15 protein-coding genes and 2 CRISPR repeat arrays (1 of these 17 cut by a window edge) are annotated in these 21042 nt (G+C 68.7%); of the genes, 6 read left to right on the top strand and 9 right to left on the bottom strand.

The annotated features are described in order from the left end of the window. A CRISPR array of direct repeats spans positions 1-3161; the repeat unit is 29 nt; unit sequence GGGAACAGCCCCGCTCGCGCGGGGACGAC (it extends 304 nt beyond the left edge of the window). Between the two features lie 18 nt (positions 3162-3179). Genes cas2e through cas3 form a run of 8 tightly spaced genes read right to left on the bottom strand, consistent with a single transcriptional unit; the run spans position 3180 to position 12080 of the window. Continuing rightward, a complete protein-coding gene (cas2e, locus tag ACSHT8_RS15140) occupies positions 3180-3569 on the bottom strand; it encodes a type I-E CRISPR-associated endoribonuclease Cas2e (protein WP_436501680.1) in 390 nt (129 codons plus the stop codon). After that, a complete protein-coding gene (gene cas1e, locus ACSHT8_RS15135) occupies positions 3566-4594 on the bottom strand; it encodes a type I-E CRISPR-associated endonuclease Cas1e (RefSeq protein ID WP_436501679.1) in 1029 nt (342 codons plus the stop codon). Before cas1e ends, cas2e begins: the two co-directional genes overlap by 4 nt. Further along, positions 4533-5189, bottom strand: coding sequence for a type I-E CRISPR-associated protein Cas6/Cse3/CasE (gene cas6e, locus ACSHT8_RS15130; protein ID WP_436501678.1), 657 nt, complete (start codon positions 5187-5189; stop codon positions 4533-4535). The genes cas1e and cas6e overlap by 62 nt, the downstream gene beginning before the upstream one ends. Positions 5190-5192: 3 nt before the next feature. Next, positions 5193-5915, bottom strand: a complete 723-nt coding sequence (cas5e, locus tag ACSHT8_RS15125; protein ID WP_436501677.1) for a type I-E CRISPR-associated protein Cas5/CasD — start codon at positions 5913-5915, stop codon at positions 5193-5195. Next, entirely contained in the window at positions 5912-7045 is a 1134-nt protein-coding gene (gene cas7e, locus ACSHT8_RS15120; RefSeq protein WP_436501676.1) for a type I-E CRISPR-associated protein Cas7/Cse4/CasC, read from the bottom strand. The genes cas5e and cas7e overlap by 4 nt, the downstream gene beginning before the upstream one ends. Positions 7046-7058: 13 nt before the next feature. Continuing rightward, positions 7059-7658 (bottom strand): type I-E CRISPR-associated protein Cse2/CasB, encoded by a 600-nt coding sequence (gene casB, locus ACSHT8_RS15115; RefSeq protein WP_436501675.1) that lies wholly within the window; start codon positions 7656-7658, stop codon positions 7059-7061. Next, the gene (gene casA / locus ACSHT8_RS15110) at positions 7651-9288 is read right to left on the bottom strand and encodes a type I-E CRISPR-associated protein Cse1/CasA (RefSeq protein WP_436501674.1); all 1638 of its coding nucleotides are present in this window, start codon (positions 9286-9288) and stop codon (positions 7651-7653) included. The genes casB and casA overlap by 8 nt, the downstream gene beginning before the upstream one ends. Then, positions 9285-12080, bottom strand: a complete 2796-nt coding sequence (gene cas3, locus ACSHT8_RS15105; protein ID WP_436501673.1) for a CRISPR-associated helicase Cas3' — start codon at positions 12078-12080, stop codon at positions 9285-9287. The genes casA and cas3 overlap by 4 nt, the downstream gene beginning before the upstream one ends. Positions 12081-12159: 79 nt before the next feature. On the opposite strand from cas3, the gene ACSHT8_RS15100 reads away from it, so the two are divergent. Then, the gene (locus tag ACSHT8_RS15100; RefSeq protein WP_436501672.1) at positions 12160-12492 is read left to right on the top strand and encodes a hypothetical protein; all 333 of its coding nucleotides are present in this window, start codon (positions 12160-12162) and stop codon (positions 12490-12492) included. Positions 12493-13672: 1180 nt separating this feature from the next. Continuing rightward, positions 13673-16817: a CRISPR direct-repeat array (repeat unit 29 nt; unit sequence GGGAACAGCCCCGCCTGCGCGGGGACGAC). A gap of 650 nt (positions 16818-17467) precedes the next feature. On the opposite strand, the gene ACSHT8_RS15095 is transcribed toward ACSHT8_RS15100, so the two are convergent. Further along, entirely contained in the window at positions 17468-17593 is a 126-nt protein-coding gene (locus ACSHT8_RS15095) for a hypothetical protein (protein WP_436501671.1), read from the bottom strand. Between the two features lie 135 nt (positions 17594-17728). On the opposite strand from ACSHT8_RS15095, the gene ACSHT8_RS15090 reads away from it, so the two are divergent. The 5 genes from ACSHT8_RS15090 to ACSHT8_RS15070 all read left to right on the top strand — a co-directional run bounded on the left by ACSHT8_RS15090 (position 17729) and on the right by ACSHT8_RS15070 (position 20880). Continuing rightward, entirely contained in the window at positions 17729-17989 is a 261-nt protein-coding gene (locus ACSHT8_RS15090) for a hypothetical protein (protein ID WP_436501670.1), read from the top strand. Positions 17990-18079: 90 nt separating this feature from the next. After that, on the top strand, positions 18080-18397 hold the full coding sequence (locus ACSHT8_RS15085) for a hypothetical protein (protein ID WP_436501669.1): 318 nt from the start codon (positions 18080-18082) through the stop codon (positions 18395-18397). Between the two features lie 784 nt (positions 18398-19181). Continuing rightward, positions 19182-19970, top strand: a complete 789-nt coding sequence (locus tag ACSHT8_RS15080) for an alpha/beta hydrolase (RefSeq protein ID WP_436502074.1) — start codon at positions 19182-19184, stop codon at positions 19968-19970. Between the two features lie 91 nt (positions 19971-20061). Continuing rightward, the gene (locus ACSHT8_RS15075) at positions 20062-20478 is read left to right on the top strand and encodes a hypothetical protein (RefSeq protein WP_436501668.1); all 417 of its coding nucleotides are present in this window, start codon (positions 20062-20064) and stop codon (positions 20476-20478) included. 249 nt (positions 20479-20727) lie between these two features. Then, positions 20728-20880 carry a barstar family protein gene (locus tag ACSHT8_RS15070; RefSeq protein WP_436502073.1) on the top strand — a complete coding sequence of 51 codons (153 nt, stop codon included), beginning with the start codon at positions 20728-20730 and terminating at the stop codon, positions 20878-20880. Positions 20881-21042 lie beyond the last annotated feature (162 nt).

Here is a 21042-nt window from a genome sequence, read left to right as displayed (position 1 = left end):
TTGGGGAACAGCCCCGCTCGCGCGGGGACGACCCTTGGTGGCCGGGAATCCGATAGCCACTGCTGGGAACAGCCCCGCTCGCGCGGGGACGACGCGGGCGTCCAAATCGCGACGATTCCGGCAGGGGGAACAGCCCCGTTCGCGCGGGGACGACATGTGCAGCGGGGCGAGGTGGTCGGCGATGAGGGGAACAACCCCGCTCGCGCGGGGACGACGGCCACTCGCGCCGGATGACCCCACCGGAAGCGCGGAACAGCCCCGCTCGCGCGGGGACGACCGGTTGGCCGGGAACGGCCGCTCCGCGTCCTCGGGAACAGCCCCGCTCGCGCGGGGACGACAGCTGGGAGGCCAGGCCCGCGTCCAGGGTGCCGGGAACAGCCCCGCTCGCGCGGGGACGACGCGCTGTCTGCGGCCGTGGTGCTGTCCGTGCCGGGAACAGCCCCGCTCGCGCGGGGACGACGGCCACTAGAGCCCGCCCTCGTGGCCGCCATGGGGAACAGCCCGCTCGCGCGGGGACGACACGCGCCTGCGCGACGCCGACGAGGCCACCGCGGGAACAGCCCCGCTCGCGCGGGGACGACGTCGCCTCAGCCCCGCACGCCCGCATCGTCGAGGGAACAGCCCCGCTCGCGCGGGGACGACCGTGTAGGTGTACCCGGTCGACTGCGTGCCGCCGGGAACAGCCCCGCTCGCGCGGGGACGACGCAGATCGCTGCGGCGAAGGCCGTCTGTGCGGGGGAACAGCCCCGCTCGCGCGGGGACGACACGAACGTCACGAACACCGCGGACCTGTTCGTGGGAACAGCCCCGCTCGCGCGGGGACGACGCGCACCGACTTCAACGCGTCCGACCTCGCCCCGGGAACAGCCCCGCTCGCGCGGGGACGACACCGGAACCGCCGTGCCTGGGTCGGACGGCACGGGAACAGCCCCGCTCGCGCGGGGACGACCAGGTGGGCATGGGTTCGATCTGCCAGCGCAGGGGAACAGCCCCGCTCGCGCGGGGACGACCGCACGATCTCTTGGGTGGTGGCCAGCTGGCCGGGAACAGCCCCGCTCGCGCGGGGACGACGCGGCCGATCAGCACGATCGCGCGGGCGACGTCGGGAACAGCCCCGCTCGCGCGGGGACGACCGACCGCTGTCGGGCGGGTCACGGCTTGACCAGGGAACAGCCCCGCTCGCGCGGGGACGACGACCCCGGCCCGGCCCCCGATCAGCGGGCCGGGGGAACAGCCCCGCTCGCGCGGGGACGACGAGCTGGTCGGGCGGCAGGGTGATGGCGATGCTGGTGCTCGCCTCGGGAACAGCCCCGCTCGCGCGGGGACGACCCGTCATGTCACTCGTCGTCTCCTCAGTCCAGGGGAACAGCCCCGCTCGCGCGGGGACGACCAGACCACCGAGTACCGCAGTCGCTGTGGGTCGGGAACAGCCCCGCTCGCGCGGGGACGACCGAAGGTCGGCGGTTTCAAGCGCAGCCGCGAGGGGAACAGCCCCGCTCGCGCGGGGACGACGCCGACGGCGACGCCGTCGACTTCGGCCGGAAGGGAACAGCCCCGCTCGCGCGGGGACGACTGGCCGTCCTGCTCGCGTCCACGCTCATGATCGGGAACAGCCCCGCTCGCGCGGGGACGACGCGGTCTCACCGGCCCACGCCTTGAGCTGGTTGGGAACAGCCCCGCTCGCGCGGGGACGACGAGCTGACGGGCAGGTAGCCCAGGCGCGTCTCGGGAACAGCCCCGCTCGCGCGGGGACGACATCGACAAGAACACCTACGACAACTCCAAGACGGGAACAGCCCCGCTCGCGCGGGGACGACGCCCCGCTTCCGCGTCGTGGGAGCGCAACGGGGGGAACAGCCCCGCTCGCGCGGGGACGACTATGTGCTCCGTGACGTGCAGGGTCGCCTGCAGGGAACAGCCCCGCTCGCGCGGGGACGACCGGCGCAGCGCGGCCTGCACCCGCGCGGCGAGGGGAACAGCCCCGCTCGCGCGGGGACGACTTGCAGCGGTTGAGCAGTGCCCAGCGCCGCGGGGGAACAGCCCCGCTCGCGCGGGGACGACGCCTCCAGCGCAGGGTTGGGCACGGCCGTGAGGGGAACAGCCCCGCTCGCGCGGGGACGACGGCAGCAGCAGGCCGATCACCTCCGGCCACGGGGGAACAGCCCCGCTCGCGCGGGGACGACACTGCGTCGGTCGCGGCCTTGACGGGGTTCCCGGGAACAGCCCCGCTCGCGCGGGGACGACTCGGTGGCCCACAAGCTCGCCGTCGTCCCCGAGGGAACAGCCCCGCTCGCGCGGGGACGACCCGGTGGGGGCATTTCCGACCCCCGTACGGGGGGAACAGCCCCGCTCGCGCGGGGACGACGCCGAGCCGGAACGCTCGCCGCACGCGTTCGCGGGAACAGCCCCCGCTCGCGCGGGGACGACCGTCAGGTGACGGCCCACGCCGGGGCGGCCGCGGGAACAGCCCCGCTCGCGCGGGGACGACCAGCAACGGCGACCTGCTCATCGCGATCCACGCGGGAACAGCCCCGCTCGCGCGGGGACGACACGCCGAGGGCGTTGACGGTGATCGCCGACTCGGGAACAGCCCCGCTCGCGCGGGGACGACAAGGTGCGGCCGTTGTTGGCGAAGCTGTTGAAGGGAACAGCCCCGCTCGCGCGGGGACGACTCGCAGACCTCGAAACTGCGCGGGGGCGGGGGGGAACAGCCCCGCTCGCGCGGGGACGACGCTGATCTTTCCCATGGCGGACTCCTTTACCGAGGGAACAGCCCCGCTCGCGCGGGGACGACGATCGTTCGCCGTCGTCCACGTAGTCACGTTGGGGAACAGCCCCGCTCGCGCGGGGACGACAACAGGAGCGCGTGCACGTGGACGTGCCAGCCGGGAACAGCCCCGCTCGCGCGGGGACGACGTGTGCCGACTCGACCCGGCATGCACGATGGGAGGAACAGCCCCGCTCGCGCGGGGACGACTCTGACGAGTTGTTACGCTGTATCCGAATCTTGTGGAACAGCCCCGCTCGCGCGGGGACGACAACTTCTGCTGATGCCGCAGCATCGTCTTGTCGGGAACAGCCCCGCTCGCGCGGGGACGACGCGTATTTCTTGCGGTCGTCTTTGTCGGCTGTGGGAACAGCCCCGCTCGCGCGGGGACGACACTTGTTGACCTGCGAGTTTAGGACTCGGAGTCGTCGTTTTTGTTTACTTTGTTGTGGATGGGGTGGCGGTTGCGGCGGCGTTGGCTGGCGGCGCTCCAGCCAGTCTTGGGCGGTGTCGTGCTGGTGGTGTGGGAGGCGTCAGGGCGGAGGATGAGGTTGACGCCTTCATGGTCGACGGGAGTCCAGGTGTGGTTGTGGACGTTGAAGGCGAGGCCTTGTTCGTTGTCGGCGGTGTGGACCATGATCGCCCGGCCGGTCTTGACCATGTCGGTGACGCGTTGCCACATGAGAGTTCGGACGCGATGGGTGGGTTTGCCGACGAACACGCCTGGGGCGATTTCGAGGAGCCACCGGGTGAGGTGGCCGCGTAGCCCCGTCGGGCAGGCGGCCACAACGATGATGGTCATGTGAGGTCGTCGTCCTCGTAGGCGGTTCCGGAGGCAACTGTGCGGCCGTTGTCGTCCCAGAGCATGACTACGTCGGGGTCCTCAAAGGCTTCAGGTCCGTATTCGACGGGTTCATCGGCATCGGCGAGGAGGGTCTTGATGTCGCGCACGCAAGTCTCGAGGAAGTGCCCGTTCTTCATGTGATCGCGGACTGCTCGGCGGGTTTCGGCGCCGATGTCGATGACCTGGCGTGCGGTGATGTCGAAGGCAACGGGGATGGAGATGTCGGTCTTGTACAGGTCGGCGACGTCGTAGACGAATGACCTGGAGTGTCCGGTGTGGACGAACCCGAGTCCTGGTGAGCAGCCAAGCGCGACGATAACAGCGTGCACGACACCGTAGAGGCTGGTGTTGGCGGCGGAGAGGGCTTGGTTGATGGGGGTGCCACCGGTGAAGTCGCCTGGGTCGTAGTCGCGGCGTTCCCATTCGACACCTGTGCGGGCGGCGTGATTGCGGTAGATGCGGCGGACTCGGGCGCCTTCGCGGCCGCGTAGCTGTTGCATGGTGAGACCAGCGGTGTCTTCGCCGGGAAACCGCATGGCGTACATGGCACGGGCGACGCGTAGGCGGCTGGTGCGGTTGGACACCAGAGCGGCCTGGCGTTCGAGGAGTCTGGAGGAGTTGGTGAGAGTGCGGCCGTGCGCGTAGTAGCGCACGCCGTGCTCACCGACCCACACCGCGGTGGAACCGCTCTCCGCCAGCAAAGTCATGGCCTGATGGCTGACGTTGGTGCCGGGGCCGAGCAGGAGCGCGCCGAGAGTGGCCGCGGGGATGTGGATGGTGCCGCGGGAGTCTCTGGCGGTGATGGCGTTTGCGTCTCGGTGGATGACGCAGTGTTCGAGGTAGATGAAGGTGAGGCGGTCTTGGGCGCGGGTGAGGTGGGACAGCGGTACCGGGCGGGCGCCGGGGATCTCGGGCATCGGTTCAGCCGAGTGGGGCAAGGGTGAGCAGACCGCAGCCGTAGCTCTTGGCTGGGCCGATGCCATGGGTGAGTGCGCCGCGCAGGGCGTGTGGGTCGGTGACTTCGAGGCGGCCTTCGAAGACGGCGGTGGCGAGGGTGACGGTGCCGCCGCCGCGTTGGAACTTCCAGGTGTGGCGGTGGGTGATCGCGATGTCGAGGGTGTCGTGCGCGGCAGGGGCGATGGCGAAGCCCAGGCGCTCGGCGCGGTCGAGGAGCCAGCCGGTTTGTTGGGCGACGGTGACGTGTCCGACGCGTTGGCCACGTGTTGCCCCGTTGGGCAGGCTGCGGGTCGGGTTGGCGGCCAGGCGGAACGCCCAGTGCTGGCCCTTGGCGAGTTGGTCGAGCAGGCCGCTGTAGGGGCGGGTGAGCCAACCGTGGGTGGCTGGCCATCCGGCCTGTTCGACCAGGTGGGTCAGATCAGGCTGATGCGGGCTGAGCACGAAGAGCACAGCTTGATTCCGGGCGTGGTCCACCCGCCACAGGACGCGCCCGGAGTCGGTGACCTCGCGCTGGTGGTTGGGGAACGAGGCCAGGACCGCGGCGTGCATGCGTTGGGGCGAAGCGAGTAGTTCGCGGGCGCCCCGGCGGGCGGTGTTGATCTCAAACCGGGTCAGGTGCATGGATCAGGCTCCGAGCACGGCCATCGGGTCGTGCGGGTCGCTGCCGCTCCTGACCGGGCCGCTGTAGTCGGGATTGGCGATGGTGGTCTGCGTATGCACGACGGTGCGCCACGTGTACTGGCGGTGGGCTGGGTCGAAACTGACCGGCATGTCGCGTTCGGAAGTGCGCCGCAGGTCCGCGTCGTCGTCGGGAACGGTGTCGCGGGCGATGTCGAGAGTGACGGTGGGAGCCGTGTGGGCGCGTGTGACGCGCGGCGAGGCTTGCCAGCCGATCGTGTCCAATGCCGTGATCATCGGCTCCTCGAGGATGCCGAGGGCGAGTTTCCCGGCGGGCGGGCACGAGCGGCGGCCGAGGAACAGCGGGAACGCCGGGCGCAGCAGCGCGGCGCGCAGGCCCTCGATCAGCTCGTCCGGGCCCTCGACCGCGGCGGTGAACACCGCGTCGGCGAGATAGAACCGTTCGGACAGAGGCATGGATTCGGAGCCGTCACGGGTGCGAGCGGTGTGGAAGTCTCGCTCGAGCCGGCCAGGCTGGTCGACGCGGACGCCGACGCGCAGGTCGATCAGATCGGTGATCGGATCGACCCGGCGCAAGCCCTTGGCGCACGCGAGCAGGCCGAGGATGCCGCTCTTGCTCGGGGCGCGTTCGGTGGTTCGGCGGGTGAACCGACTGCTGGTACCCCAAGACTGCAGCGGCGCGGCGAGCCGCAGCAGCAGGGTGCTCACGAGCTCGGCTCCAGTCGCTGGGCGACCAGCTCGCCGACCGCGGCGACCGCGCCGTTGATTGTGGTGCGCTCGGCGAGATCAGACAGCAGGTCCACCCGCTCGCCGCCGCCGAACGCCCAGGCCGCGACCGGGGTCTCGTCGAAGGCCTCGTGCAGGTCCTTGGCGTGCTCGCCGAGCCGGGCGAGGGAGGCGGTGATCCGGCCGCCTTTCTCCCCATCTGCCACCGGGTCCTCGTAGGCGCCGACAAGGTTGATCGACTGGCTCTCGCGGGCGACGAGAAGCACCGCGTCGGGCAGGGTGCGGTTCGCGAACGTGTTCTGCTTGCCGGTGGGCATGCTGGTGACGAACGCGCGGATGAATGCCTCGACCGCGCGGCGGGTGGCTTCGACATCGCCCAGGTTTGCCTGCAGGCCGTCGACGTCGATGGTCGCGTAGCGATAGAGGGTGGAGGAGTTGAACTCGACCGTGCCGATCATCCCGACCCCGGCGTCTTCCTCGACGTCATCGTTCTTGTGGTCGTCGACAGCGGTGAAGTAGTCGTACTCATTGGCCACCGAGTGCACTGACAGGGCATGGGCGACCTGGCAGGCGGCTTCGACGTTGAGGTCGGTGGCCTCGGCGACCATGCGCCCGAACAGGGCGACGTCGACAGAGTGGTCCCGGTTCGCGCGCGCACGGACCTCGCCCTTGTCGAACTTCCCATCGCCGACAGTCACGGCGAGGTCGGCCAGGTTCTCGATCTGGCGGCGGCTGAGGAAGAACAAGTACCCAGCCTCGGCCGGGCCTGGGGTGTCCTGGCCCTTCTTCTCGCGAGGCTTTTTCGCCTCGAATCCTGCGGCCTTGAACAGGGCCAAAGCCAGTTCCTCCGCACGGTCGGCGAGACCGGGCTCGCGGCGGGTGATCTCCTGTGAGATCAACTCGATGACCCGCTTCGTTCGGACGCCGAGTTCGGACGCGTGGAGCAGGTCCTTGAAGGCGTCGCGGGTGGCGCGTTTCCATGCCTGGCTGGACACACGCGCCCGGCGCACCCCACCGTAGACAGCGGTCTTGGGGCTACCGGTGTCGTCTCGGTTGAGGTTGCTCGGCGGGACGGTCTGGATGACATGCAGGTCGATGGTGGTGCGCGGCACGATGCTGGTCCTTCTAGTTCTCGGTGGCGGCTGGGTCGTCTGAGGTCTTGGGCGTTATGTGGAAGGCGCGTCCCCATCGCAGCCGGACCGCCGCGGCGGTGCGCGGGTCCTGCACGTCCACCAGGTCGTCGGCGAGCTGGCCGTAGTCGAGGGGGATCTGTTGTGAGCGCAGCAGCTGCACCATGCCACGCAGGTGATGGGTCAGCTCATCGAAGTCAGTGGCGGTGCCGATCATCGCGAAGCGCCGCACGATGGCGTTGTCCGGCGCGGCGGCGTGCTTCGGATCCGGGACGAGCCTGCGCACCGCCTGCCCGAACCGGGTCCCGGGTCGGTGCATGGGTCGACTCTGCGACTGCTGATGTGCGGCGAACAGGGTCATCGCCAAGTGCGACGCGTTCTCCTGCGGGGTCGCCCGATCGTCGTCGCGGTCGCGGACGAACGCGTCGTCGTGGGTGTAGCCGAGGATGTCGAACACGGTGCCGGTCGGTTTGCCCAGTCCGCGGCGCAGCTTGGCCAGGGCGGCGACGCCTGCCGACTCGTTGCGCAGGTAGGAGTACTGCAGGTCGACGACGCGCTTGTGCACGATGTCCTTGATGGACCGCGGGTCAGCCATCGGTGTCCTTAGTGGGCTTGTGGGCGTAGGGGAGGGCTTCTTTGAGCGCCTTGGTGAACCAGCTGTATGCGACAGCCGAGGTGATCAGTCGACCGTTGTCGACATGTCCGACCCACGCATTCGGGGGCGCCGCGGCGTGCAGCTCTTCGCCCAAGGCGCGGATGAGCCTGCGGACGGTGCCGTGCCAGTGGACTTGGCATTCGTAGGAGTCCGAGCCGGTGGTGATTCCGCTAAGCCATTGCCGGAAGTGCGGGTCGAGGACGTCGTAGGCGGTTTCCAGTGCGCGTGTCCGGCCCGCGGCGCCTTTACCACCGTCGCCGGAGGCGATGGCAAGGTTCGCCGCGAACGAACCAAGCGCGTACGCGGAATTCTCGGCGGCCACGACACAGTCCAGCACCGCGGAGATCAGTGCGGGCGAACCCGAGTTCAACAGGACACTGCGCAGCACGAGGGAGTCGTCGACAACCTCGGTGGTGACCGAACTCTGCGCGCCATAGGTCATGCCGTACACGTGGACACCGATGAGCAGATCCTCGGGGATCGCCCGGTTGTCCTCCAACTCGCTGACCCACTCCAACACCCCGGGCCGCATCCGCGGCGCCGCGTCGGAGCGCTGAGTGGTACCCGCGTGGGCTTGGGGGACTATCGTGCTCAGCCCCCGCCAGATCATGCGCTCCGGCGTGTGTTCGGCGGGCATGTACACCACGTCCTCACGCCGCTTGGCCTCCTGGGCCTTGCTTCGCCTCCACCCGCTGTGGGTTTCCTTGTGGTGCCTGTTCTGTGGGGTGATCCGGTCTCCGTTGCAGATCAGTACCCCGGAGACCCGATCGTCCGCGGCGACCAGACGGATTCGGCGGCTCTGCCAGGTGAAGAGATCCACCGGTCCCCGCGCCACTGGAACCCCGTCCTCCCGCTCGGCCGCGCCCGGCTGATCACGTTCCCAGGGCGGCAGGTCGTCGGCAGGGTCGTAGTTGTGCAGCTGATCGTGGGCGACGAGGTTCAACAGCAGTGTCTCCCGCAAGGTCTGACCCTCAGCGAGCACGCCGCCTAGGTAGCCACACCAGCCGGTGCCGATGGGATATCCCTTGCCGCCTTTGACTCGGCTGTCGCCGACCGCACCGGACTTGATGCCCGAGGGGTCGTAGGCGTGGCAGTGCACCAACCACCGTGCCGCCTCGGCATACCCGAGCGACAGCGGGCCCTGCCGGGTGGTGAAGAACTTGTTGCCGTTCGGGACATCGGCGATCAGTCTCGCCAGGTCCGACACTTCGCCCTTCGCCGTGTGCAAGTCGGCGACCTGCAGAAACGGTGTGCTCGGATGCAGCAGGTCGAAGTGCTCTGACCACTTGCCCAGATAGTCCTCGATCACCGCAGCGGGCAATGTTGGGGCGTCCCACAGCGCGCACCACTCGTCCAGGTCGCGGGGCCCACTCAGGGCCCGGTGCAGGATCGCCAGCAGCAGACGGGTGGTGGCGAACACCTGCGTCGGCAGGTCCCCACTGAGTCCCCGCAACTCATGAGCCTGGGCGAATACCTCCACCAGCGACACCTCACGAGGCGTGCCGCCGCGGTCCAAGGCAGGGACCCACGGCTGGGTCAGCAAATCGAACGACGGTTCTGCGACGGTCACGACGTGATCTTCCGATGGATGAGGCCTTGGTGCAGGTCATAGGTAAGGGCGTAGCCGTGCAGTTCAGTGGACAAGTCCGTGTCGAACTCGAGCACCAACTGGCCTTTCAGCAACGGGTTCTGAGTAAAGCTGTCGTAGCGGTGACGCGACTCCAGCTCGCGGATCACCTGGTCGATGACGCCCTCGTGGCTCAACGCCAGCGGGAGTCGCAGAGTGCACGCGGCCAAGACCTTCGCTTGCGACCACGGCACCATCTCGTCGAGGGGGACCTGCGTTCCACCGCCTTTCACCCACGAGGGCACCAGCAGTCCGCCGCCGCCGTCGCTCTGCACGACGATGACCTCGACCGAGTCCGCGCCGTCCCGAACCTGAGCCGCACCGTGGCCATCGTCATCGGCATCCCCGACCCCGGCCCGCAGCCACCCGACCAGCGACCCAGGCTTGTTCGCGACATCCAGTAGGAATGTCGTCGCCCGCTCCACCCGCCCGATCGCGGTCTTCGCCGCCTCCGCCGCAGCCGACGCCATCGCGGGCCGCCAATCGGCGGGGCCGACCTCGGAACCGTCATAGGCGCGGCCCACCAACTCCGCGATCTCATGCGGCAAACGAATCTCGCCCCGGTCCACCAGCAACGCCGCGGCCCGCAACAACGTGTCCTTCTCGTACACGAACGACGAGGGCCGCACCGCCGCGACCGGAGCCGCGGACCAATCCGATACCCCGGTCACCGCGCACCGCGCCCGCCGCAATGGGCCTGGTCGAACCCGCTCATGCCGATGCAGGCGACCCATCCGCTGCAACATCAGGTCCATAGGCGCCAGATCGGTGACCATCAAGTCGAAGTCCACGTCCAATGACTGTTCGACCACCTGAGAGGCGACCACGATGTGCAGACCGGGCCGAGTACCCTCCGGCCCGAACTGCTCCAGCAGCGACCGATCCCGATCGGACCGATCACACGCGAGGAACCGCGCGTGGTTGATCGTCACCTGCTCTGTCCCGAACTCCTCGGACAGCCGGGCCGCGGTCTCCTGCACCCGGGTCACCGTGTTCCGCACGACCACCGCGCACCCACCCTCGCGCAGATGTGTACGTAGGTAGTCGACGAGGGTGTCGAGGTCGTCCGACAGCCGATCGATCACAACATCCGTGGACGTCTTCGGCAGAGGCAACATCGTTGGCGCGACACCGGTCGCCGTCACGACCGGATAGCCAGATGCTGTCTCGGTGTTGGTTCCGGCGCCGCTGTCGTATGCATCGACCAACTTCGCCCGCCGAGCGTCCGGCAGGGTCGCCGACAACAACACCACCGGAACGCCGTACGCGCCAAGCCACTGCAGCACCCGGCACAAGTACCGCGACATGTAGACGTCGTAGGCGTGCACCTCGTCGATTACTACGACCTTGCCTGCCAAAGCCAGGTGCCGCAGCATCAGGTGCCGCGACTTCAATCCGGCGAACAAGACCTGGTCAACAGTACCGACCACAAAGGATGCCAGGGCCGACTTCTTGCGGCCGCTGAGCCACTGGTGCGCCATCACACCACAGTCGTCACCCTTGTCGCCGACGGAGGCGAACCGTCCTTTCCTGACCAGGCCCTCGAACTCCTCATTCAGCCGTGCCTTGCCATGCGCCAACGACACCGAGACGATGCCGTCCTGGCCAGCGCCCGGCAGGTTCCGAAGCCACTGGTGAACACGGGTGAACATCGCATCCGTCGTCGCCTGCGTCGGCAACGCCACGAAACAACCATCCGCCCCGGTCCGCGCCGCCAACACCTCCGCGGCCAACAACGCCGCCTCCGTCTTGCCCGACCCCATCGGCGCCTCGATCACCAGCAGACCGGCACCCTGCATCGCCCGCGCCGCCTCGACCGCCGCCACCTGGACATCACGCACAACCGCTTCTTCGCGATCGAACCTGGACCGGAACAGCACTTCCACCGAGGACTTGTCGTCTACTTGAGATTGCCAGCGCTTCGGTAGGGCCACCGCCGCCCACCCGTCCCGCAACCGACGCGCTGTGACGACCTCGTCGGGAACAGGCAAGTTTCCGAGAGAAGCCTCTCCCCACAACGGGAAGAAGTCCGGATTCGACGCGATCCAGTCCGCGACGATCACGACTGCCGTCAGCAGGGCCAGCGCGGGAACACTCAACCGCACACCGGCGAACCGCGCAAACGCCTCCCGGCCGCCAACCCGGGCCATCGACCGCTCCAACAACGCGACGCGCTGCCGCGCCCACTCGTCCTTCCCGACCAGCTCCACCTGCCCGCGGGCGAAAGATACGTCCCCCGACTCCGGAGGCACCCCGTGGTGGCTGGCCACAACTGACGCCAATTGCGTTGCAGCACCACGAAACTCAAACGCCAGGCTGTCCGTCAGCCAATCCCGAACTGCAAGGTGGCCGACGAGCGCGTGACCGACTTTGGACCGTGCTGGACTGTGCTCAACCTGCTGGCTCATGACAAAGCCGTTGCTCACCATAATGTTCGCCAATGAGCGAACTTGAATGCTGAAGGCAGGACTGACCTTGCCGACGTCGTGGACGGACGCCAACCACGCCGCCAACAATCGAACGTCCGATACCTGCCCGCCCAACTCGCTGGCCAGCCGGGAGATCACTTGCGGCGAGACCCATTCGTCGACCAGTAGTGCAGCCACCCCAGCGGTATCGTCGAGATGCTGGAACAAGGGCAACCATCCCGTCACGCGCTTGGCATCGTCCCTCTCAGACTTTGCCCACACCCAACGCCACAGCTCATGCCCCACAAACGTGACCCCCAAATCCATTCGGCCTAGACGACATCTCCAAACGCCGCAACGCCGTTTCGGTCAGCGCGTTGATTCACCAGATCGGGCTAGTGATGTCGTGTTCGACTTCTTGCGTGCGGGCTTCCGGGCGGGTGCTGACGCCAGGCGTGGCGTCAGCACCCTCAGCGGTCAGCTCGCCAGCCGGTTCAACATCGAGATCGACCCCAAGAACAACACCGCGGCACAGCATGTACCCGCTGACGTCGCAAGCGCGAAGCCACGTGTTCCGCCGATGGCCGTCCATGTGAGCCACCAAACTGGCATGGCCCCTGAGGTCGCCACGAACAGCCCGGCGCCCTTGATCAACGACGCGAGGCTGAACGTGACGCCGATGCCGTCGGGGTTGTTTGGCGTGCAGCGGATAGACTTTGTCATGTTCCTACTTCCTTGATTCGGGTTAGCGGAACGTCGGAGTGGATCCTCTGCCAAGGGTTCATCCGAACTGAGTTGGCGGGGGTGGACTCTCAAGTCCACCCCCGTTTGCGCACACCTGCTCGTGCCGCACTTGATCTTGCGGGCTCACGCTACCACGTTCCTGAAGGTGGTCCGGCACCCGTGGAGGAGGGGTCCGGCTGTTGGCTGCCGCCGATTGTGAACACCCACCGAGGAGAGGTAACCCAGTGCGCCCACCATCGTGAGTCGCACTGGGTCGGCATTGTGTTGCTGGGTTAGGCCCAAACCACGGGCTGGCTCAGCGTGGACTGCGACCTGCTGGTCGCGGACCCGCCCCGCGCGAGCGGGGACAACTTCTCCCTCTGCGCTGCTGTCACGCGACCACGGGATCAGCCCTGCGTGTGCGGGGATGCTTCGAGCACCGTGCAGATTACCCGCACCGTCGCAGCGTCTGCGCCCGAAGGTGTGCGACACACGGTTCAGCCTTACGGCGACGTCCGTAAACGTTCCTGGTACCGCTTCTTGTCTCCCCGTGGGGCATCCGCCTGTGCCGGGGGAACCTCCTGGTCGGGGACGACCTTGTCCCCGACCAGGAGAAGTGGTCCACAGCGGAACAGCCCCGCCTGCGCGGGAACGGCTGGGCAGTTCGGCCGGTCGGGACTTGGAGATCAGGGAACCGTGCCTCCTGTGCGGGACGACGAGCGAGTCGGCCAGTCCTGACCGGCACCGTGGGGTACAGCCCCGCCTGCGCGGGGACGACGGGGTGGCTGGGAACGTGATGATCGGCGTGATGGGAACAGCCCCGCTTGCGCGGGGACGACGAGCCGTACGGCGAGCAGGTGCGGCCGACCCAGGGAACAGCCCCGCCTGCGCGGGGACGACCGCCGACCCGGCCGACACCAAGCACTACCTGGCGGGAACAGCCCCGCCTGCGCGGGGACGACCGCCGACCCGGCCGACACCAAGCACTACCTGGCGGGAACAGCCCCGCCTGCGCGGGGACGACCGCCGACCCGGCCGACACCAAGCACTACCTGGCGGGAACAGCCCTGCCTGCGCGGGGACGACGCCGCGGGCACCGTGCGTGTGCGCCTGCTGGAGGCCCGCCGGTCCGCGCCGGGAACAGCCACCGCCTGCGCGGGGACGACTGCCCGACCTGTCTCGCGGACGTGCCGCCGTGGGAACAGCCCCGCCTGCGCGGGGACGACGGCGCGGCCCTGCTGGCCCAGCGCTGGACCCCAGGAACAGCCCCGCCTGCGCGGGGACGACGTCACCGAAGCCAGCAGGGCCTGGCGGCGCGAAGGAACAGCCCCGCCTGCGCGGGGACGACGCCCAGGTTCGCCGCGTGGGTTTCGGCGAGGAGGGAACAGCCCCGCCTGCGCGGGGACGACACCTTCAACCTGCCCAACTACCACGGTGCCCTGGGAACAGCCCCGCCTGCGCGGGGACGACTCGACACCAAGAACACCAGCGGCGTCATCACGGGAACAGCCCCGCCTGCGCGGGGACGACCGCGGCGATCACCTGCGGCAAGTGCCAGCAGGAGGGAACAGCCCCGCCTGCGCGGGGACGACGCGCGCACCGTCGAACCGGTACAGCGGTTCCTCGGGAACAGCCCCGCCTGCGCGGGGACGACGACCGCGTCGACCAGCTGCGCGCGCTCGGCGAGGGAACAGCCCCGCCTGCGCGGGGACGACCGGAACGGGTGTGGGATGGGGGTAGCCCAGCAGGGAACAGCCCCGCCTGCGCGGGGACGACTTCCGCAAGGTCGGCCTCGAAGGCCCGGCAGCGGGAACAGCCCCGCCTGCGCGGGGACGACGACCACACGCCCTCCCACCCGTCACGCGGGCAGGGAACAGCCCCGCCTGCGCGGGGACGACGACCGGTACATCGTGGGCCACAACATCCACGCGGGAACAGCCCCGCCTGCGCGGGGACGACTAGTGAGCCTCACCGGAACCCTCGTCGAGGTCGGGAACAGCCCCGCCTGCGCGGGGACGACATGCCGAAGCTGGACCCGGCGCTGCGGCAGACGGGAACAGCCCCGCCTGCGCGGGGACGACGGCCGCCTGGTCGAGTCGAAGTACCGGCGCGGGGGAACAGCCCCGCCTGCGCGGGGACGACGAGGACGCCGCCACGTTGATCAGCGAGCTGCAGGGAACAGCCCCGCCTGCGCGGGGACGACCTCCTGCGTCCGCCGCTGGTACTGCCGGAACGGGGAACAGCCCCGCCTGCGCGGGGACGACGACCGTCTTGGTTCCGACAGGGTTCACGATGATGGGAACAGCCCCGCCTGCGCGGGGACGACAGCTGGAGGCCCGTCGTGGATAACTTGGTCGCGGGAACAGCCCCGCCTGCGCGGGGACGACCAGCTGGCCGACGAGCGCGGCCGGGGTGTGCAGGGAACAGCCCCGCCTGCGCGGGGACGACCCCAGAACGACAGCTTGGTGTCGCTGAACCCGGGGAACAGCCCCGCCTGCGCGGGGACGACCTTGTAGATCTCGAGGGTGAGCTGTCGGAGCTGGGAACAGCCCCGCCTGCGCGGGGACGACGCAGTCCGACGATGCTCATGACCACCGTCGCGGGGAACAGCCCCGCCTGCGCGGGGACGACGCTCAGCTCTCCATCCGCCGCGCGGCGTCGTCGGGAACAGCCCCGCCTGCGCGGGGACGACGGCCCGTACGGCCACCTCGGCATCGTCGATCGGGGAACAGCCCCGCCTGCGCGGGGACGACGTCCCAGGACAATCCGGCGCCCCGACAACGCACGGAACAGCCCCGCCTGCGCGGGGACGACGGTCGCGGCTCACGGATCGAGTGTGCCGCAGGGGGAACAGCCCCGCCTGCGCGGGGACGACACATGGTGCTGACTGCACGACAGGTGCGGTCCTGGAACAGCCCCGCCTGCGCGGGGACGACGACCGCAGGCGGTGCCCAGTGACGACGGAGCAGGGAACAGCCCCGCCTGCGCGGGGACGACCCGGTGTACTGGGCTTTGTACTGGCGTTTCTTCGGAACAGCCCCGCCTGCGCGGGGACGACGTCGCAGTCGAACGGCAGCTCGCGCATCTTCTGGGAACAGCCCCGCCTGCGCGGGGACGACCGAGTCCGTCTTCGGTGAGTTTCGCTTCCCAGGGGAACAGCCCCGCCTGCGCGGGGACGACGAGGGCACCGCGGTGTCCGGAAGCCCGCAGCTGGGAACAGCCCCGCCTGCGCGGGGACGACCTGGCCAACGGGCTGGCCGAGAGCGCGGGCCGGGGAACAGCCCCGCCTGCGCGGGGACGACTCGCCCATGAGCCCGGCTTCGGCCATCGCTTCGGGAACAGCCCCGCCTGCGCGGGGACGACTGTGTGCGGGCTGAGTGTTGCCGTCCGCGCTTGGGAACAGCCCCGCCTGCGCGGGGACGACCAGGGCAAGCCAGCGCCGATCACCCCCGTCGAGGGAACAGCCCCGCCTGCGCGGGGACGACGCGCCGCCGACGTCCTTGGTGGTGTCCGCCGGGGGAACAGCCCCGCCTGCGCGGGGACGACCGTGCCCCACGTAAGTCCTCACGACGCCTCCCGGGAACAGCCCCGCCTGCGCGGGGACGACCTCAATCTGGGCGATACCCGGCACGACGAACGGGGAACAGCCCCGCCTGCGCGGGGACGACCCAGAACAGCATCAGTCGGCACGTCGTCTCGCAGGAACAGCCCCGCCTGCGCGGGGACGACCCGCATCGGCCGGAATAGCCCCGGATTCCTGCGGGAACAGCCCCGCCTGCGCGGGGACGACTTATTCAGACCTGACAGCGCGGGAACGGCAGAGGGAACAGCCCCGCCTGCGCGGGGACGACCTGCTCGCCGCGCGGTGCTGGGAACCGGAGAAGGGAACAGCCCCGCCTGCGCGGGGACGACCGTACATTTCACCCTGGTCAGGGCCTGACTCTGGGAACAGCCCCGCCTGCGCGGGGACGACGGAACCACAACGACCACGCGCGGCGTTCGGCCAGGGAACAGCCCCGCCTGCGCGGGGACGACCGTTCGGCGTTTCCCCAGGTCAGAGACGGTCGGGGAACAGCCCCGCCTGCGCGGGGACGACGGTTCCGGATCATCCACGCTGACGGACGCTCAGGGAACAGCCCCGCCTGCGCGGGGACGACGCCGCGGTCGCTGGTGCCATTCGTGTTCGAGGTGGGAACAGCCCCGCCTGCGCGGGGACGACAGTTACGGACTCAGCCCTGAACTGGCCTGCGCGGGAACAGCCCCGCCTGCGCGGGGACGACGCCCTCACCGCGGCCCGCCGCTCACCGTCGGAGGGAACAGCCCCGCCTGCGCGGGGACGACACTTGCTGACCTGTGGGTTTATAGCAGCGAGCGCAAAGTTTCGTTCACTTTGGCCAGCAGGACTTGGTTGGTTATGCCCCGAGCTGGGCTGGTGGTGGGTCGTGTTCCGCAGGCCGTTGCTCCGCTGGCATCACCAGGGGTCGGCGTACCGCCCCGCTTATCCTTGCTCTTCCATGGACCGAAGCTGTTCGGTCGTGACATGAACCGTGACATAAGAGGTCCCGAACTCGGGTGGATTGCAGTTAGTATAGAGGCATTCAACAAAACGTAAGAGCAGGTCAGCAACCATAGGGTATGACGATCGCCGCACTCTCAAGGCGGTAGCGCGGGTTCAAATCCCGTCGGGGCTACAACAGTAGCGGCGGTCTATCAGCGGAGAAATCCACAGGTAGGCCGCCGTTCTGCATTTACCGGTCGAAACTCGACGAGTTGGCCTGCTGATCCACGTCAGTGTCGAACTACTCGCCGCTCTGAAGCTGCGCATCGTGTGCTGCGCTTGTCATGCGCTCCAACCAAACCGTGCCCGCTGACCGGCTGGCTAACACCTGCGGCAGGCTGTTCTGTGACGCCCCGGAACCCGGAGCTCATCCTCACCCAGCCGGACGGTTACGTGATCGCCGTCGATGCTGGCCGGTTGGACTTGACCCGGTTCACCGGTGCCGTCCGCACTGCCGCTGGTGCCCGTTGACCCCGGGGACGGGGGCGAGCTGCTCGCCGACGCCCTCGCGGCGTTGCGTGGGCCGGTCCTCGACGACGTGGCGTCCGATTCGTTGCATCGCGCCGTTCCGAAGCCTGATGGCTGGACGCCGGGTGCTGGACGCCCGTGACGCGGGTCAGATCCGCCCGGCCCGCTGCCGCCGGACACGCCCGGGTCTGCCGTGCTGGTGACGGCTCGCCCCCGAACGTGCGGCATGGTGGTCGACCCGGGAGCCACCGCCCTGCGCCTGGATGTGCTGCCGCTCAAGGAGTCCATGCTGTTCTCGGAACGGGTCGGCCGAGCGGCGCGGTGGTGCGGCCGCCCGCCGCAGGCGCTACGCGCCGCCTACGGCCGGTCTTGCGCCGCGCTGAGCCCGGCCGCTGCGGTGTTCGCCGTGATCCGAGGGATGTCGGTCACGATCCCCCAGTCGCGGTTCCGAGTGCCGAAACTACTGCGCCTCACCGACAGGTCTTGAGTAGTACTACTCCTTTCGGTAGTCGTTCGGCTCCTGTGCGTGTTCGGCTGCGTCATACTCGCATTCGGGGGTTCGATGCGGGGAGGGACGATGACATCACCGGGTGAGCGGGTCGAGGTCACCGCCGAGGAGTTGACGGCGGCGGGCACTGGTGCGGTGCGGATCGCGGAGCAGACCCAGCGCGACGCGAGTGGGTTCAGCGGGACGCAGGAGGCGATCACCGGGCTGGTGCGCGGTTTCGACCTGGTGGCGGCGGGCGCGGAGTGCGAGGCAAGCTGGCAGCGGGCGATCGACGTGACCGCCGCGAAGCTGGCGCTCGACGGCGACAATCTCAGCGTCAACGCGGCGAACTATGTCGCGACCGAGGCGCAGAACACGGCGAACCTGCGTGGGACTGGATCATGGTGACCTTCGCCGACCTGCACGAGGTCGACCCGCAGGTGTTCCGGCAGGGCGAACGGGCCTGGCAGGCGATGTCGAACGCCGTGGGTGAGCGGGCTGCCGAGGTCCGTCGGGTCAACGACGCTCTGGCCGATTGGGAGGGTGCGGCGGCGACCGCCGCCAAGGCCGCGTTTCAGGGGCATTCGCAGAAGTTGGATGCCTGTTCGGACACGTTGTTCGAGGCATATCGGCTCTGGGGTCAGGCCGCGGACCGGATCGGCGCCGCGCACCGCCGGGTCCTAGATGGCGCGGCGGAGTGCCGGTACTGGGGTTTGACGGTCACCGCCGACGGGACCGTCCACGATGACAACGCGCGTAACCGTATGGGCGATGAGCCTGTGCGCATCCGCGAGGTCATCGCCAGATACACCGGGGTGTTTCGCGACGCCGTGACCGAGGCGACCGCGGCGGACACGCAGATCGCCGCGTCGTTCCGTCGGCTGACCGCGGAAGCTGTCGGTGCGGTGTCCGGATCGGACTCCACCTCCGCGGCTTCGGCGACGGTGCCCGCACGGGGGACGTCGCCTGTCGAGGTGAAGCGGTGGTGGGACTCGCTGACTCCGATGGAGCAGGAGTCGTTGCTGTTCACTCGATCCGGTGAACTCGGCATGCTCGACGGGATCCCCGCCGAGATCCGCGACCGTGCCAACCGGTTTCAGCTCGTTGAGGAACGTGCCGAACTCGACGCCCAGAAGCAACGGCTGGAACTCTCCCTAGCCGAACCCGCGAGCAAGAACTCGAACTCAAGTCGATCAACGAGAAGCTCGGCGGCCTCGACACCATCGAGAAGCGGCTTACGTCCCCGCAAGCAGGCCAGCAGCAGGCATACCTGCTCGGCATCGACAGTTCGGGCAACGGGCGCGCCATCGTCGCTATCGGCAATCCCGACACCGCTGCCAACGTCGCCACCTTCGTTCCCGGCACCGGCGCCCGGCTCGGCACTTGCGGCACCGACATCGGCCGCTCCGACAGCATGGTGGACGCAGCCGCGCAGGCGGGCTCACCGTCCACGGCGTCGATCACGTGGATCGGCTATGACGCCCCGCAGGATCTCGTCGCCGCCGCCGATGAGGACTACGCGCAGAACGCCCGCCAGGACCTGGACCGCTTCCAGGACGGGCTGCGCGCCACCCACCAGGGGGCGCCTTCGCACAACACTGTCATTGGACACAGCTATGGCTCCACCGTCATCGGCCACACCGCCCGCGACATGGACATCAACGCCGACGAGGTCGTCTTCGTCGGCAGCCCCGGGGTCGGTGTCAGCCGCGCCGAGGATCTCGGCCTGCCACCGGGGAACGTCCACTCCACCGTCGCCGAACACGACGTCATCCAGGTCACCAACGTGTTCGAAGAACCGTTCGACGTCCATGGCCCTGACCCCGCCGAGCCGACGTTCGGCGGCAACGTGTTCACCTCCGACCCGGGAACATCGAGTTGGACCGGCTACAGCACCGAAGCTCACAGCCAATACTGGGACCGAGAGAACCAGGCGTTGGAAAATATGGGCCGGATCATCGCCGGGAAACCGACGATCTGAACGGAGTTGCCACAAGATGTCTGGCTTTCCCCGAAGGCTGCTCGTCGGAATCGGTTTGACGGCGGTCCTCACTGCTGGCTGCGGAGGCGATATGCGCAACACGATCACTCAGGACGAAGCCGCGAAGCGCGTGGAGGAGCACATCCACGCCGTGGTCGCGCTGCTGCCCAAGGAGGCGCGCCTCGAGCAGGGCCTCAGCACACCTCAGAACTGCGACGATCCCACCGACAACGGGCCGCGCGGTCGGGTCACGGAGTCTCACTCGTACCAGATACACGATCTTCCGCCAGCCGACTACAACGCCTACTTCGACACCATCAAGCAATGGTGGGAAAGGCACGGCTACCAGATACTGACGGACTCGCGCCCCAAGGGGATGTACCTCTGGGCGGAGAGCAAGAACGACAGCTTTCGAATCTCGATCAAGGCGAATGATGTCGGCGGGTTCTATGTGATCGCCAGTTCGCCGTGTGTCTGGCCGCAGGGCACGCCAGCGCCGAGCGAATGACTAGTCGCGAGGCTGACCGTCCGTCGCGGAGGCGGTGGACATGGGAGCATCCGGTGGGTCCGCGCGGCTGCTCATAGGTGATGTCGGCTTCGACGATGTGCCGGACGGACGTCGCGGTGGAATGGGCGGGAGTTGCGACACCGGTGGCCCGGGGTGGCGTACCTACCGGAGGTGGCGGCTCGGCCACCAAGCGCCGAACACGACCTCGACGGGCGGTACGTCACCGGCGTCGAAGGGTTCTAGTGTGCGATCGGTCAGGCGATCAATGGTCCGGGTGGGTACTTCGGGCGGAACCTCGACGCGCTGAGTGACTGTCTGTGTGGACGGTTTGGGCACGGGAACCGTTTTGGCTGGTGTGGCACGTCTGCGGGGGAGCGTCATATCGGGGTCGACCTGCGCTGAGTCGGGAACTTACTGGGAATGGTTCTGGGGGCACCCCTAATTTCTACTGTTCTCCGAACTGTCACCCATTGGCCGTAGTTCGGTACTCCGTCCAACATGACGTCCAAATGGGACAGTTTTCTGCGTCACATAACTGTTCGGGCGGGACGGCCTGTCGTCCTA

This window comes from Actinokineospora sp. HUAS TT18, assembly GCF_051364635.1.
In the GTDB taxonomy this organism is placed as follows: Bacteria; Actinomycetota; Actinomycetes; order Mycobacteriales; family Pseudonocardiaceae; genus Actinokineospora.
Note: the sequence above shows the minus strand (reverse complement) of the source record. Positions and strands in the feature narration are given on the sequence as shown.

Bases quoted from the DNA above. Each gene is read 5' to 3' on its own strand.
- cas6e (WP_436501678.1), bottom strand. From the start codon at position 5,189: ATGCACCTGACCCGGTTTGAGATCAACACCGCCCGCCGGGGCGCCCGC.
- ACSHT8_RS15085 (WP_436501669.1), top strand. From the start codon at position 18,080: ATGACATCACCGGGTGAGCGGGTCGAGGTCACCGCCGAGGAGTTGACG.
- cas3 (WP_436501673.1), bottom strand. From the start codon at position 12,080: ATGGATTTGGGGGTCACGTTTGTGGGGCATGAGCTGTGGCGTTGGGTG.
- ACSHT8_RS15075 (WP_436501668.1), top strand. From the start codon at position 20,062: ATGCGCAACACGATCACTCAGGACGAAGCCGCGAAGCGCGTGGAGGAG.
- cas2e (WP_436501680.1), bottom strand. From the start codon at position 3,569: ATGACCATCATCGTTGTGGCCGCCTGCCCGACGGGGCTACGCGGCCAC.
- ACSHT8_RS15095 (WP_436501671.1), bottom strand. From the start codon at position 17,593: ATGCAACGAATCGGACGCCACGTCGTCGAGGACCGGCCCACGCAACGC.
- ACSHT8_RS15090 (WP_436501670.1), top strand. From the start codon at position 17,729: ATGGTGGTCGACCCGGGAGCCACCGCCCTGCGCCTGGATGTGCTGCCG.
- cas1e (WP_436501679.1), bottom strand. From the start codon at position 4,594: ATGGCATCGGCCCAGCCAAGAGCTACGGCTGCGGTCTGCTCACCCTTG.
- casB (WP_436501675.1), bottom strand. From the start codon at position 7,658: ATGGCTGACCCGCGGTCCATCAAGGACATCGTGCACAAGCGCGTCGTC.